General features: G+C 60.4%; 15 protein-coding genes. 5 read left to right on the top strand and 10 right to left on the bottom strand.

Annotation, left to right across the window (positions count from 1 at the left end; genetic code table 11):
• Window positions 1-8 precede the first annotated feature (8 nt).
• Window positions 9-608 carry a nitroreductase family protein gene (locus J7U39_RS26780; RefSeq protein ID WP_210632804.1) on the top strand — a complete coding sequence of 200 codons (600 nt, stop codon included), beginning with the start codon at window positions 9-11 and terminating at the stop codon, window positions 606-608.
• Between the two features lie 68 nt (window positions 609-676).
• Here the strand turns inward: J7U39_RS26780 and gyrB are convergent, their stop codons facing one another.
• From gyrB to J7U39_RS26755, 5 genes are all read right to left on the bottom strand, one after another.
• On the bottom strand, window positions 677-3,112 hold the full coding sequence (gene gyrB / locus J7U39_RS26775) for a DNA topoisomerase (ATP-hydrolyzing) subunit B (RefSeq protein WP_210632803.1): 2,436 nt from the start codon (window positions 3,110-3,112) through the stop codon (window positions 677-679).
• A 135-nt stretch (window positions 3,113-3,247) separates the two neighbouring features.
• The gene (locus J7U39_RS26770; protein ID WP_210632802.1) at window positions 3,248-3,625 is read right to left on the bottom strand and encodes a helix-turn-helix transcriptional regulator; all 378 of its coding nucleotides are present in this window, start codon (window positions 3,623-3,625) and stop codon (window positions 3,248-3,250) included.
• On the bottom strand, window positions 3,622-4,191 hold the full coding sequence (locus tag J7U39_RS26765) for a Smr/MutS family protein (protein ID WP_210632801.1): 570 nt from the start codon (window positions 4,189-4,191) through the stop codon (window positions 3,622-3,624). Before J7U39_RS26765 ends, J7U39_RS26770 begins: the two co-directional genes overlap by 4 nt.
• On the bottom strand, window positions 4,191-5,333 hold the full coding sequence (locus J7U39_RS26760) for a murein transglycosylase A (RefSeq protein WP_210632800.1): 1,143 nt from the start codon (window positions 5,331-5,333) through the stop codon (window positions 4,191-4,193). Before J7U39_RS26760 ends, J7U39_RS26765 begins: the two co-directional genes overlap by 1 nt.
• A complete protein-coding gene (locus J7U39_RS26755; RefSeq protein ID WP_210632799.1) occupies window positions 5,326-6,030 on the bottom strand; it encodes a Tim44/TimA family putative adaptor protein in 705 nt (234 codons plus the stop codon). Before J7U39_RS26755 ends, J7U39_RS26760 begins: the two co-directional genes overlap by 8 nt.
• A gap of 131 nt (window positions 6,031-6,161) precedes the next feature.
• Here J7U39_RS26755 and J7U39_RS26750 point away from each other — a divergent pair, with 131 nt between their 5' ends.
• Complete coding sequence (locus J7U39_RS26750; protein WP_282615116.1) at window positions 6,162-6,668, top strand: FxsA family protein; 507 nt, start codon at window positions 6,162-6,164, stop codon at window positions 6,666-6,668.
• A gap of 101 nt (window positions 6,669-6,769) precedes the next feature.
• Window positions 6,770-7,252: a protein-export chaperone SecB gene (gene secB, locus J7U39_RS26745; protein ID WP_011423412.1), complete on the top strand. Its 483-nt coding sequence runs from the start codon at window positions 6,770-6,772 to the stop codon at window positions 7,250-7,252.
• 52 nt (window positions 7,253-7,304) lie between these two features.
• On the opposite strand, the gene dnaQ is transcribed toward secB, so the two are convergent.
• From dnaQ to J7U39_RS26720, 5 genes are read right to left on the bottom strand one after another with little or no spacing between them, the layout of a single operon-like run.
• Window positions 7,305-8,027, bottom strand: coding sequence for a DNA polymerase III subunit epsilon (gene dnaQ, locus J7U39_RS26740; RefSeq protein WP_210632797.1), 723 nt, complete (start codon window positions 8,025-8,027; stop codon window positions 7,305-7,307).
• Window positions 8,020-8,631, bottom strand: coding sequence for a dephospho-CoA kinase (gene coaE, locus J7U39_RS26735; RefSeq protein WP_210632796.1), 612 nt, complete (start codon window positions 8,629-8,631; stop codon window positions 8,020-8,022). Before coaE ends, dnaQ begins: the two co-directional genes overlap by 8 nt.
• The gene (locus J7U39_RS26730) at window positions 8,631-9,488 is read right to left on the bottom strand and encodes a shikimate dehydrogenase (protein WP_210632795.1); all 858 of its coding nucleotides are present in this window, start codon (window positions 9,486-9,488) and stop codon (window positions 8,631-8,633) included. Before J7U39_RS26730 ends, coaE begins: the two co-directional genes overlap by 1 nt.
• Window positions 9,481-10,080 (bottom strand): Maf-like protein, encoded by a 600-nt coding sequence (locus J7U39_RS26725; RefSeq protein ID WP_210632794.1) that lies wholly within the window; start codon window positions 10,078-10,080, stop codon window positions 9,481-9,483. Before J7U39_RS26725 ends, J7U39_RS26730 begins: the two co-directional genes overlap by 8 nt.
• A gap of 32 nt (window positions 10,081-10,112) precedes the next feature.
• A complete protein-coding gene (locus J7U39_RS26720) occupies window positions 10,113-10,934 on the bottom strand; it encodes a pyruvate, water dikinase regulatory protein (RefSeq protein ID WP_210632793.1) in 822 nt (273 codons plus the stop codon).
• Between the two features lie 400 nt (window positions 10,935-11,334).
• On the opposite strand from J7U39_RS26720, the gene hemE reads away from it, so the two are divergent.
• Together hemE and hemJ are read left to right on the top strand one after the other, a co-directional pair.
• Window positions 11,335-12,378: a uroporphyrinogen decarboxylase gene (gene hemE / locus J7U39_RS26715; RefSeq protein ID WP_210632792.1), complete on the top strand. Its 1,044-nt coding sequence runs from the start codon at window positions 11,335-11,337 to the stop codon at window positions 12,376-12,378.
• A gap of 2 nt (window positions 12,379-12,380) precedes the next feature.
• Window positions 12,381-12,917: a protoporphyrinogen oxidase HemJ gene (hemJ, locus tag J7U39_RS26710; RefSeq protein WP_210633054.1), complete on the top strand. Its 537-nt coding sequence runs from the start codon at window positions 12,381-12,383 to the stop codon at window positions 12,915-12,917.
• Window positions 12,918-13,004: the final 87 nt, after the last annotated feature.

Here is a 13,004-nt window from a genome sequence, read left to right as displayed (position 1 = left end):
GAACAAGCATGACGCAGAGCAATAACCGCGAATCCCAATATCCGATCGATCCGATGTTTCTCGACCGTTGGTCGCCGCGCGCCTTTACCGGCGAAATCATCGAGGAGGCACAGCTGCTCAGCCTGCTCGAAGCCGCCCATTGGGCGCCGTCCTCGTCCAACCAGCAGCCCTGGCGCTTCATCTATGCCCTCAAGGGCTCGGAGCATTGGGAGAAATTCGTCGCACTGCTTGTCGATGCCAATCAGGAATGGGCGAAGAACGCATCGGCGCTGATCTTCGTCGTCTCACGCAGCTTCACCGGCGTTGCCGGATCCGGCGAGGAAAAGCCGAGCTACACCCATTCCTTCGACGCCGGTGCAGCCTGGGGATATCTGGCGCTGCAGGCGCGCCTTTCCGGCTTCTATGCCCATGGCATGGGCGGCATCAAACATGAGGACATCAAAAAAACGTTCGATATCCCCGAGGGCTACCGGGTCGAAGCAGGCGTTGCCGTCGGCCGTCTGGCCGACAAGCGCGTCCTTTCAGAACGCAATCAGGCGCGCGAAATCCCGAGCCAGCGCAAGCCGCTCTCCGATCTCGCCTTTAACGGCCATTTCCTAGCCAACTGAGCGACATCAGAATAAGCGAAAGCCCCGCCGTCCTGCGACGGCGGGGCTTTTTGTTGAAGGCATATCGATCAGATATCGAGGTTTGCGACGCTTAGCGCATTGTCCTGGATGAATTCGCGCCGTGGCTCGACTTCGTCCCCCATCAGGCGGGCAAAGAGCCCATCGGCATCGGTGGCGTCGGCAACCTTGACCTGCAGCAGCGAACGGACATTCGGATCGAGCGTCGTTTCCCAGAGTTGCTCGGCATTCATCTCACCGAGACCCTTGTAGCGCTGCATGCTGAGACCCTTGCGGCCGCTGGCGAAGATCGCGTCGAGCAGGGCGCGCGGCCCTGAAATCTCGATGTCGCCTTCGCGCCGGTGCAGCGACGGCGGTGTCTGGTAGATTTCCTTGAGGCGCGCGGTCAGCTGGTCGATGTGACGGGCATCGGAGGAGCCGATCAACGCCATGTCGAGCACGACCACTTCCTTGACGCCGCGGACCATGCGCTCGAGGCGCAGGCCGCCATCGCTCGCCAGGTCGCCCTGCCAGCCGCGCTCAGTCTCTTCGGCGATGATGTCGAGGCGGCTTGCGACCTCGCTCGCCAATGCCTGCGCTCTTGCCTGATCGCTGACGAGCTCGGCATTGAGCGCGCCGGCGATCGCCGCCTGTTCGACGACGGCGCGATTGTAGCGCGAATGGAGATTGTCGAGCAAAGCGCGCATGCGCAGCGCATCGAGGATAACTTCGCGCAGGTCCTGGCCGGTGCGGACCTCGCCGCTGCCGAGCCTCAACGCTGCATCTTCGAGACCCTGGGCGATGAGATATTCCTCGAGCGCCTTCTCATCCTTCAGATACTGCACCGATTTGCCGCGTGCGACCTTATAGAGCGGTGGCTGGGCGATGTAGAGATGGCCGCGCTCGATCAGTTCCGGCATCTGGCGGAAGAAGAAGGTGAGCAGCAGGGTACGGATGTGGGCGCCGTCGACATCGGCGTCCGTCATGATGATGATCTTGTGATAACGCAGCTTTTCGGCGTTGAACTCGTCCTTGCCGATACCGGTGCCGAGCGCGGTAATCAGCGTGCCGATTTCCTGGCTGGAGAGCATCTTGTCGAAACGGGCCCGTTCCACATTCAGGATCTTGCCGCGCAGCGGCAGGATCGCCTGGTTTTCGCGCGACCGGCCCTGCTTGGCCGAGCCGCCGGCGGAATCGCCCTCGACCAGGAAGACTTCGGATTTGGCCGGGTCGCGTTCGGAGCAGTCGGCGAGCTTGCCCGGTAGCGAGGCGATATCGAGCGCACCCTTGCGGCGGGTCAATTCACGGGCCTTGCGGGCCGCTTCGCGCGCGGCTGCCGCCTCGACGACCTTGCCGACGAGGATCTTGGCTTCGCTCGGATGTTCTTCGAACCAGGTGTTCAGCGCCTCGTTGACGAGGCTTTCGACGACAGGGCGGACTTCCGAGGAAACAAGCTTGTCCTTTGTCTGCGACGAGAATTTCGGATCGGGCACCTTGACCGACAGAACTGCCGTCAGACCCTCGCGGCAGTCTTCCCCCTGCAGCGTCACCTTTTCCTTTTTGGTGATGCCGGAATTGTCGGCATAGGAAACCACCTGACGGGTCAAGGCCGCGCGGAAGCCGGCCATATGGGTGCCGCCGTCGCGCTGGGGAATGTTGTTGGTGAAGCAGAGCACGTTCTCGTGATAGCTGTCGTTCCACCACATCGCCACTTCGACGGTGATGCCGTCCTTTTCGCCGCGGATGGCGACCGGCTTGTCGACGAGCGGCTTCTTGGCGCGGTCGAGATAAGAGACGAAAGCCTCGAGGCCGCCATCATAGCGCATTTCCTCCTGCTTGATATCGGAATGACGCTTGTCGGCCAGGAGAATACGGACGCCGGAATTCAGAAAGGCGAGTTCACGCAGGCGGTGCTCCAGCGTCCCGTAATCGAATTCGGTCATGGTGAAGGTTTCGCTGCTCGGCATGAAGCTGACTTCCGTACCGGTCGAATCGGGGGCATCGCCCGTGACCTTCAGCGGAGCATCGGCGACGCCATGAGTGAAGCTCATTTCATGGATCTTGCCATGGCGGCGGATCTTCAGCTTCAGCCAGACCGAGAGCGCGTTGACGACGGAAACACCGACGCCGTGCAGACCGCCGGAGACCTTGTAGGAATTCTGGTCGAATTTGCCGCCGGCATGCAGCTGCGTCATGATGACTTCCGCTGCCGACACGCCTTCGCCGCTATGGATGTCGGTCGGGATGCCGCGGCCGTTGTCGGTGACCGTTACCGAACCATCCGGATTGAGAGTGACGGTGACGATGTCGGCATGACCGGCAAGCGCTTCGTCGATCGCGTTGTCGACAACTTCATAGACCATGTGGTGGAGGCCGGAGCCATCGTCAGTGTCGCCGATATACATGCCGGGGCGCTTGCGCACGGCGTCGAGGCCCTTCAGGACCTTGATGGAATCTGCGCCATATTCGCTGCTTACGCCGTTTTCCGTCGCGGATGTATCGCTCATTCTGTCGAGATTTTCCCTGTTGTCGTAAAGCGGCGGCGCGCCCTGCGAATCACCGGCTTTCTTCACTCTCGTATATAGGTTTTTTGAGCCCGGTTCCCAATGGCAAGTCCCCTGAACAAGCCATAAAACAGGGGATTATGACGCTTTTCCGTCGCCTTTGCCGTCATTTTCGAGAACAGCCGATAGCCGGCCTATCTCTGCACTGTCAAGGCTGCGGATCCGCCGGGCCAGCCGGTTGGCGAATTCGGTATATTCCGGCGGCAGGCCCGACGTGTCGATGACGACGCGGGGGTTGGAGGAACGGGCAAGCAGGAACAGTTCCTCGGCCTCGTCCCAGATGATGTTGAAATAGCCGGCGATGCGCTGCAGCAGGTCGAATGTCGGCAGGCCGCGCTTGCCATGTTCGAGCGCCGAGAGATAGGCGGGGGAGACGTTCAGCGCTTCGGCCATCTCCTTCTGCGAGACGCCCTTGCGGGCTCTCAGCCTGCGAACCGCCTCTCCGAAGGGAGTCATGGCTTTTCCCCATGCCGCCGCGACAGGCGAATATAGAGCGCGCCGTCGCCGCCATGATGCTGCGCGGCGGACTCGTAGGAGGAGATCAGGTAGCGGAATTCGGGCTTCGAGAACCACAGGGGGACGGCCCGCTTCAATGCACCTTCGCTGCCCAGGGAGCTGCCCTTGCCGGTGATGACAAGCACATGGCGCATGCCGCGCTCATGGGCGCGGATCAAAAAATCGAGGAGGATGACATGGGCCTCGCTCTGCACCAGGCCATGCAGATCGATGCGCGCCTCGAGCGCCAGACGGCCCTTGGCGATCTTGCGCTTGACCGGCCTTTCCAGCGGATGGTGCACCTTAGCCGGCTGTCTCGGCGTCGACGGTGGGGCCGGCTGTGCCGCCGTCGGCGAAACGGAGGTCTGCTTTTCGGCTGTCTGCCGTTCGGCTGCCGCTTCGGTTTCGGCAAGAAAAGCGTCAAGCTCGGTCAACTCGTTCGCCTTGCCGGGCATCGGCCGCGTGCTGCGGGCAACCTTGCCCCACAGAATCCTCTCATCGGCGCTGAGCTTGCGATCCCTGGCCATCAGTTGAAACGTCCGGCGGCGGCGTTGGGGATGAGGATGACGAAATCGGCATCGTTTCGGACGGTGCCGGCGCGTTCTCCGGCCAAGTCCCCCGAACCGGTAAAAATATCGCCGCGCGCAGGCCCGACGATCGCCGAGCCTGTATCGAGCGCCAGCATCAGCCGGCGGAAGGGGCGGCCATGATCAAGATGAGTGAGGCTGTCGGCGCGGATGAAAAAGGGGAAACCGAAGGTATGGATCAGCCGGTCGACCGCAAGCGAGCGCCCGGCGAGAAGCGGCACCTTGGCGGCGGCGATCGGACCGGCCTCAGTATCAGCGGTTCGCAGGCTGATAGCCCGCGAGGGCGTTTCGCGGAAGAAAATATAAGAGCGGTTATGCCATAGAACCTCATCCACCCGCTCGGAATTGCGGGCTAGCCAGGCGCGGATCGACTGCATGGAAATCTCGCCACGGTCGATTTCACCGCGGTCGATCAAGAGCTTGCCGATTGCCGAGAAGGGATGCCCTGCTTTTGCCGCGTAAGTGATACGGCCGATACGCCCGTCTCGATAACGCAGGCGCGCGGCGCCCTGCACGTGGACGAAGAAAACATCGACCTTCGATTTCGCCCAGGCGATTTCGAGGCCGCGGCCGTCGAGAAAGCCCTGATCGATCTCGCGGCGATCCGGATAAGCGCCAATGCGGCCGTCGTCATGCAGTCGGCCGAAAGCATAGGATCCATCCAATTCGGCCGGACGATTGCCGTCATCGAGATCGATCAGATCGTTCGGACGGCTGTAGAAGGGAAAACGGAAAACCTCGTTTGGCCGATCCGATACCTCGATCTCCGGCTCGTAAAAGGCGGTGACGAAACCGGACTTGCCGTCCTTGCGGCGGATCAGAAAGGGCAGGCAACGCGTTTCGAAAAAAGTGCGCGCCGCTGCCGGCGACGACGGCGTAAAATTTTCAGCGTCCATCAGAAGCGGAAGCAAGTCCTCCGCGCTCAGGCCGAGCGACCCGGTGCGGTAGGGTTTGACGTCGGTGATCTGCCGCCGGCAGTGTCGCATCACTTCAAAAAGGCCGGAGGGATCATCATCCTTCCAGCCTTCCAAACGATCGAAGCTGATGGCTTGCAGGACGAAGTCCGATGCCTGATCACTCATGTTCCGATTCGGTCGCCACAAGTTTCCAGTTCGGATCGCGCGAGCGGGTGTCGCGGGCGAAGGTCCAGAGGTCGTTGACCTCGGCGACGTTTTCGGCGTCGCCCTCGATCAGGACATCCGCCTTGTCGTAAGTCGCCGATATCAGCTGGCTGACGATGCGCACGGTGATCTGTGCTTCGCTGCCCTTCGTCTCGGCATGGGTGATTTCGGCCTTGTCGATACCGACGAAGGTGGACTTGACCTTCTCGCCCCGGGTTTCACGCTCGGCGATGGCCGCCTCGAACCCGTCATAGACCTCGCGGGACAAAAGGCTCTTCAGCGTTTTGCGGTCACCATCGGCATAGGCCATGACGACCATTTCGTAGGCCATGCGGGCGCCGTTCAGAAACTCCTTCGGGCTGAAGGAAGGATCGGCCTTGTTCAGGGCGCGCAGCGATTCGTTGAGCGGTGTCCCCGGTGCGGCAAAGGCGTCGATGGCGGAGAAGCGATCCTCATCGTCGGCTGTCGCATCACGGCGCGGGAGGGTCACGACCTTACCGGCATCAGCGGCCTCGGGCGGAGCCGCATCGCGCGGGCTATAGAGATCGCGCGGCGGCTTCTCATTGCCAGTGCGGCGCCCGAGCACGGAACGGAGCTGAAAGAAAATCAGCACCGCCGCCACCAGGAAGAATAATGTGATGAAGTCGTTCGAACTCATATCCTGTCGCAACCGCCGTTAACATCTCTGATTTGTACTCCCATATAGTCCGCCTATACAGATGATTCAAATCATGGCTGGCATCTTCGCCGGCGCCACGAGGAGACCGGTAAGCCCGGGACATGACGACCATGCGTTTTTCAATTCTGCCGGCTTTCATTCTGTTGCTACCGCTTGGCGAAATTGCCGGCTTCGTCGTCGTCGGTCGGGCGATCGGCCTGGCGCTGACGCTTGCGCTCGTCATGGCGAGCTTCCTCCTCGGCGTGGTCTTGCTGCGCCGGCAGGGGATCGGTATCCTGCGGCGCATGTCGAGCGAAGGACGGAACGGCGTCATGCCCGGACGCGATCTGCTGAAGCCGGCGATGACGGTCATTGCCGCGCTGCTCCTGATCATTCCCGGCTTCCTCACGGATATCATCGCCATCCTCATTCTCATTCCGCCGCTGCGGGATTTCGTCTGGCGATCGATCGCCAAACGCTTCGTCGTCGTCAACGCCAAGGGCGGCTTTGGCGCTGGCCCGAAACCTGGTTTCCGCGATCGCAACCCGAATTCAAAGGTGGTCGATCTCGACGAGGAGGACTATCATAGAGAGCCGAACCGGAACTCGCCATGGTCCGGCAAACATCTCGGTGACTGAGGCTTTGCCGGCGATAGGGTGCGGCTTGCGCCCAGGGTTGTAAGCCCCTCCCCGAAATGTTAGATGGCGGCACCATTCCCATGCCCTTCGAGGAAAAGCCAATGGCAGACGATAACAACAGCAACGGTGCGACGAACCCCACTCTTTCGATCCTTGCGCAATATACCAAGGACCTCTCCTTCGAAAATCCGGGTGCGCCGCGTTCTCTGCAGGCCCGCGACAAGGCGCCGACGATCAACATCAATGTGAACGTCAACGCCAACCCGCTTTCCGACACGGATTTCGATGTCGTGCTGTCGCTGAATGCCGAAGCCAAGGACGGCGACAAGACGGTGTTCCACACCGAACTCGTCTATGGCGGCGTCTTCCGCGTTGCCGGCTTCCCGCAGGAGCACATGCTGCCGGTACTCTTCATCGAGTGCCCGCGCATGCTCTTCCCCTTCGCCCGTCAGATCATCGCCGACGTGACCCGCAATGGCGGCTTCCCGCCGTTGATGATCGACCCAATCGACTTCACGCAGATGTTCGCTCAGCGCGTTGCCGAAGAACAGGCCCGCGCCAAGGTTCAGGCCGTTCCGAACTGATCGAATTCTTATGATTCTGACATGCGGATGCCCGGGCCGGTCCCGGGCATTTTCAATTCGAGCTGGCGTATTTCGCCCAGATGCCCTTTTCGCCGAGCTTGGCGACCAGCGCCTCATGCGCCTGTGCTTCGGACTGACTGAGGCGGGAGCCAAGCGGACGAGGGCGTTCGAGCGCCGCAGCAAACGCCATATCGTCTTCCATCGCCATTTCACCGCGGGCCGCCTGGCCGGGTTGACCCGATATGCTCAGGCCGAACGCTGCCTGTCTGCCGCCGATCATCTCGATATAGACTTCGGCCAATAGTTCGGAGTCGAGCAGCGCGCCGTGTTTGGTACGGTGCGAGTTGTCGATGCCGTAACGCCGGCAAAGGGCGTCGAGCGAGTTCGGTCCCATCGGGTGCTTGCGCCGCGCCATCGACAGCGTATCGACCACCTTGTCCGGCAAGATTGGCGGCAAACCAATGCGCGCGAATTCGGCATTGATGAAGCCCATATCGAAGGTCGCGTTATGAGCAATCCACTTGCCGTCGCCGAAGAAGGCGAGGATTTCGTCGGCCACCGCGGCGAAAGGCTTCTTGTCCTTCAGGAATTCATCGGTGATGCCGTGTACCGCAAGTGCATCCGGATGGACCTTCTGGTCTCCCGGATTGATGTAGATATGCAGCGTGTTGCCGGTCGGAAAATGGTTGAAGAGCTCGATACCGCCGATTTCGATGATACGGTCGGCGCGGTTATCGAGGCCGGTGGTTTCCGTATCGAAGATGATCTCACGCATTCCGGAAATCTCCCTTGGCAATCCGCATTTTCAGTTCGGCGATGATCTCAAGCACCTGCGCCCGCGTCTCGGCAATGCTGTGGCTGGTGTCGACCAGATAATCGGCGCGGCGTCGTTTTTCCGCATCCGGGGTCTGGCGAGCGAGAATCATATCGAATTTTTCTTCGGTCATGTCGTCGCGTGCAAGCACCCGCTGACGCTGAATCTGTGGATCGGTGCTGACGACGACGATGACATCCACTCTTTCCCAGGCGCCGGTTTCGAAGAGCAGCGGAATATCGAGCAGCACCATTTCAGCGCCGGCGGCCTGCTGTCGCGCCAGAAATTCCGTTTCCCGTTTGCGAACCAGCGGATGAACGATCGCTTCGAGACGTTTAAAGCCTTCGGGATCAAGCGCGAGCTGGCGGCCTAGCTCATGCCGGTCGACCGCTCCATCCGTCATCGTGCCGGGAAAAGCGGCGTTCACCAACGGCGCTGCCTCCCCGGAGTAGAGATCGTGGACCACAGCGTCGGAATCGTTCAAGGGGATTCCCGCTTCGGCAAAGAGTTTGCCGACCGTCGACTTGCCCATTCCGATTGAGCCCGTGAGTCCGATCTTCAGCATCAGTGCGCTTCCATGTCAGCAATGATCAGAGCTCGCAGTGCCGCATCAACCACAGGGCGCTCGCCGAACCATTTTTCGAAACCGGGAACAGCCTGGTGCAGCAGCATGCCGAGACCATCGACGACCGACAGTCCCTGCTCTTCCGCCTGTCTCAGGATCGGTGTCTTCAAGGGGACGTAGACGATATCGGTGACGACGGCATCTGCTGCAAGCGGCGCAAAATCGATCAACGGCGCCGCTTCGCCATCCATGCCGAGCGAGGTCGTGTTGATGAAGAGGCCAGCGCCATGCATGACGTCGGCAAGCGCGCCCACCGGATGGGCTCGAATTCTCGGGCCGAAGCGATCGGCCAGTTCGCGCGCGCGTTCGACGGTGCGGTTGACGACATGGATTTCCCTGAAGCCACGATCGCGGACCGCCTGAATGATCGCCCGGCTTGCGCCGCCGGCGCCGAAGACCACGGCCGTATCATGACGGTCCCAGCCGGGATGGCGCTCGTCGAGATTGGCGGTGAAGCCGCGGCCGTCGGTATTGGTGGCGTGCAGGAGGCCATTCTCCAACCAGAGCGTATTCGAGGCACCGAGCTCATGCGCCAGATCGTCCGGCTTGTCGGCGAGCCGGAAGGCAAGTTCCTTGTGGGGGATGGTGACATTGCCTCCGATAAAACCGGAACTGCCGTCCTTCAGCGAGGCAATGAAATACGGAAAGGCATCCGGCGCCACCTCGTGGGCGCAGTAGCTGCCCGGCAGGCCAAGTCTCTTCAGCCAGTATCCATGGATCAGCGGCGAGCGTGAATGCTTGACGGGAAAGCCCGTGACAAACGCGTTCGGCCCCAGTGTTTCACGTGAATCATCCATCGATCGTTCCGAATTCTCGCAATTTTCTCAGGAGCGGAAGCATCGGCAACCCCAGTATGGTGAAATAGTCGCCCTCGATCTTCTCGAAGAGTTGAATGCCCTCGCCTTCCAGCTGGTAGGCGCCGACGCTGGAGAGCGCACGTTCGCCGACCCGCGCCAAGTGCCTGGCGATGAAATCTTCCGTCAAGGGTCGCATCGTCAGTTCCGCATGGCCGACATACTCCCACAAAACGGCGCCGCCGCGGACGATAGCGATGGCGCTGTTCAGCCGATGGGTCGTGCCCGACAGGGCGCGAAGATGGTTCGCTGCGTCGGCCATGTCCTTCGGTTTGTGGAAAACGCGGTCGCCGAGCGACATCGTCTGATCCGAACCGATGACGAGGCTCTCGGGAAAACGGGTGCTGACGTCTTCGGCTTTAGCCTTGGCCAGGATGCAGGCGACGGTATCCGGCTTCGCAGCGGCTTTTTCCAGCGGCGCCTCAACCGCCCTTTCGTCGATCTCAGCGGGATGTGCCTCAAAGGAGAGACCGGCATTTTCCATCAGCATTCGCCGAAAAGGGCTTGACGATGCAAGGATGAGTTTCGGTGTCATGGATTCTCCCACTCCCGGCTTTTCGTCTGCGCTTAGCGCAGCTTCGGGCGGAGGGCAACAATGGCGGCCGCCGTTTCCTCGATTGAGCGGCGAGTAACGTCGATCAGCGGCCATCCGTGGCGGGCGCAGAGGGAGCGGGCATATTTCAGCTCCTCCGAGATCGTGGCTCGATCGGTATAGTGCTCCCGGTCGAAACCTTGCGTCGTCCCGAGCACGCGATTTTCCCGGACCTGGGAAATGCGGTCGGTGGTGGCGATCAGGCAGACGATCAGCGGTTTTGTTGCTGCGAGCAGGCTCTCCGGCAAGGGTACGCCGTAGACGATCGGAATATTCGCGGTCTTGATACCGCGATTGGCGAGATAGATGCTGGTCGGCGTCTTCGATGTCCGGCTGATCCCGATGATGACGACATCGGCATCATTGTAGTCATCCGGCATCTGGCCGTCGTCATGATCCATGGTGAAGTTCAACGCCTCGATGCGCGCGAAGTAACCGGCATTCATCACATGCTGGGCGCCGACCCGGCGGCGGGACGGGGCGCCGAGATAGATCTGGAACGCGTTCATGACCGGCTCCAAGACATTGACGGAAGCGACCCCCATCTCGACGCAGCGTTCGTCGATCAGGCTCGCCAGATCGCGGTCGACAATCGTGTAGAGCACGATCCCGGGCGCATCATCGATCGCCTGAAGAACCGGCAGCAGTTGTTTGCGATTGCGGATCAGCGGATAGACATGCTCGATCGGCTGAGCGGATCTGAACTGCGCCGAAGCGGCGCGGCCGGCGGAGATGAGAGTCTCTCCGGTCGAGTCAGAAATCAGGTGCAGATGAAAGAAGTTCGTTCTGTTCTCCACGTTATTTTCCGCTGCCTGTTGAAAAGACTGGATGATGGAGAGCTAAGGCGGCTAGGCTGCCTCGAGCAAGGGAAAACATGCCTGCTTATCCACATTTCGAATTTTGCTAACCGGTTTCGATCGCTCCTGTGGAGGCTGGGGATGAAATCAACTTGTCGTCCAGCCACCCACAGCCTATCCACAGGCGCGAAAAAACACGTCTCCCGGCAAGGATCTGGAATCGCTTTCGGATTCAGATTTTCCCCGGAAATTGACGGGAATGGAGAAATTCTTTCGAGTTTCTCTTCGAACACGCGACAAATGGCATCGGCAGTGGATGGATTTTAATCCTTGATAGACACCGACTCTAAGAAATAGAAACCTTTTAAAATATCTTTGATTTTTTATAGGGAAGACGCGCTTGAGCGATACGCGGCGAAAGATCATGAGGGTTCTCGACGGCGAATGCGTTTTCCCTCCTCCTCTCTGGCTGATGAGACAGGCTGGACGCTATCTGCCGGAATACAGGGAGACTCGGGCAAAGGCCGGCAGTTTCCTCGATCTCTGCTACACGCCCGATTACGCCGTCGAAGTGACCTTGCAGCCAATCCGCCGCTATGGCTTCGATGCAGCGATCCTATTTTCCGACATCCTCGTCATTCCCGACGCGATGAAGCGGAATGTTCGTTTCACTGAAGGTCACGGACCGGAGATGGATCCAATCGATGAAGCGGGCATCGGCAGATTGAGTGGCGACGACGTTGTCGATTATCTCAGACCGGTTCTGGAAACGGTGCGGCGGTTGCGGCACGAATTGCCTGAAGAAACGGCTCTGCTTGGTTTCTGCGGCGCGCCTTGGACGGTTGCGACGTACATGATCGCCGGCCATGGCACCGCGGATCAGGCCCCTGCCCGTCTCTTCGCCTACAAACATCCCCGCGCCTTCGAGCATCTGCTGATGCTGCTTGCCGACGTTTCGGCCGATTATCTGGTGGCGCAGATCGATGCCGGCGCCGATGCCGTGCAGATTTTCGATTCCTGGGCGGGTGTTCTCGGTGAGAAAGAGTTCGACGCCTTCGCTGTCAAGCCGGTTGCACGGATGATCGCCTCGATCAAGGCGCGACGGCCGCAGGCGCGCATTATCGCCTTCGCCAAGGGTGCGGGATACCAGCTGAAGACCTATCGCCAGAAGACTGGAACGGATGCGATCGGTCTAGACTGGTCCGTTCCGTTGGCCTTTGCCGCCGATCTTCAGAAGGATGGTCCGGTTCAGGGCAATCTCGATCCGATGCGCGTCGTTGCCGGCGGCCTGGCGCTGGAAGAGGGTATCGACGATATTCTTCATCATCTCGGCAATGGACCGCTGATCTTCAATCTCGGCCACGGCATCACGCCGCAAGCCGACCCCGAACAGGTGCGTTTGCTGGTCGAGCGCGTGCGGGGTTTACGGATGCCCCGGGCGTGACGATGGAAAAAGAGACGGACCGCAGAGCTGGCGCTTACGCCCGGCGCCGCGCGCATTTTGCCCTGTCCTTCTTCGCGCTGATGGCGGTCGGGCTTTTCGCCTGGAATCCCGACAACCTCTATCTCTGGATCAAGGCGCTTCATATCATCGCCGTCATCTCCTGGATGGCAGGGCTGTTCTATATGCCGCGGTTGTTCATCTATCATACGGAGGCCGAACCAGGCTCGGTGCAGTCGGAAACCTTCAAGGTGATGGAGCGCCGGCTGCTTCGCATCATCATGACGCCGGCGATGATGCTGACCTGGATCTTCGGTCTCTATCTCGCCTGGTCGGTCTACGGGTTCCAGGGCGGCTGGCTGCATGCGAAGATCGGTCTGGTGGTGCTGCTGACCGCGATCCATATGTTCTTCAGCAGCGCCGTGCGGGCGTTCGAGCGGGATGAAAATCGCCGTTCTGCGCGCTACTGGCGGTTCATGAACGAGGCGCCGACATTGCTGATGATCGCGATCGTGATCCTCGTCGTGGTGAAGCCGTTCTGACGAGAAATCCTCTCTCAGGTTAAATTTGCTTCATTTTAAGCAGCCCCCTTGCGGCGGCGATAACGAGTCGCTATTTTCCGCGCATCT

The sequence above is a fragment of the Rhizobium sp. NLR16a genome (genome assembly GCF_017948245.1).
Lineage (GTDB): Bacteria > Pseudomonadota > Alphaproteobacteria > Rhizobiales > Rhizobiaceae > Rhizobium.
The sequence above is the reverse complement of the archived record's forward strand: the minus strand, read 5'-3'. Positions and strand labels throughout refer to the sequence as shown.

Coding starts and splice junctions, on each gene's coding strand:
- hemJ (WP_210633054.1), top strand. CDS start 12,381: ATGGAAAAAGAGACGGACCGCAGAGCTGGCGCTTACGCCCGGCGCCGC.
- J7U39_RS26770 (WP_210632802.1), bottom strand. CDS start 3,625: ATGACTCCCTTCGGAGAGGCGGTTCGCAGGCTGAGAGCCCGCAAGGGC.
- J7U39_RS26760 (WP_210632800.1), bottom strand. CDS start 5,333: ATGAGTGATCAGGCATCGGACTTCGTCCTGCAAGCCATCAGCTTCGAT.
- J7U39_RS26765 (WP_210632801.1), bottom strand. CDS start 4,191: ATGGCCAGGGATCGCAAGCTCAGCGCCGATGAGAGGATTCTGTGGGGC.
- J7U39_RS26780 (WP_210632804.1), top strand. CDS start 9: ATGACGCAGAGCAATAACCGCGAATCCCAATATCCGATCGATCCGATG.
- coaE (WP_210632796.1), bottom strand. CDS start 8,631: ATGCTGAAGATCGGACTCACGGGCTCAATCGGAATGGGCAAGTCGACG.
- J7U39_RS26730 (WP_210632795.1), bottom strand. CDS start 9,488: ATGGATGATTCACGTGAAACACTGGGGCCGAACGCGTTTGTCACGGGC.
- J7U39_RS26725 (WP_210632794.1), bottom strand. CDS start 10,080: ATGACACCGAAACTCATCCTTGCATCGTCAAGCCCTTTTCGGCGAATG.
- secB (WP_011423412.1), top strand. CDS start 6,770: ATGGCAGACGATAACAACAGCAACGGTGCGACGAACCCCACTCTTTCG.
- J7U39_RS26755 (WP_210632799.1), bottom strand. CDS start 6,030: ATGAGTTCGAACGACTTCATCACATTATTCTTCCTGGTGGCGGCGGTG.
- gyrB (WP_210632803.1), bottom strand. CDS start 3,112: ATGAGCGATACATCCGCGACGGAAAACGGCGTAAGCAGCGAATATGGC.
- dnaQ (WP_210632797.1), bottom strand. CDS start 8,027: ATGCGTGAGATCATCTTCGATACGGAAACCACCGGCCTCGATAACCGC.
- J7U39_RS26750 (WP_282615116.1), top strand. CDS start 6,162: ATGCGTTTTTCAATTCTGCCGGCTTTCATTCTGTTGCTACCGCTTGGC.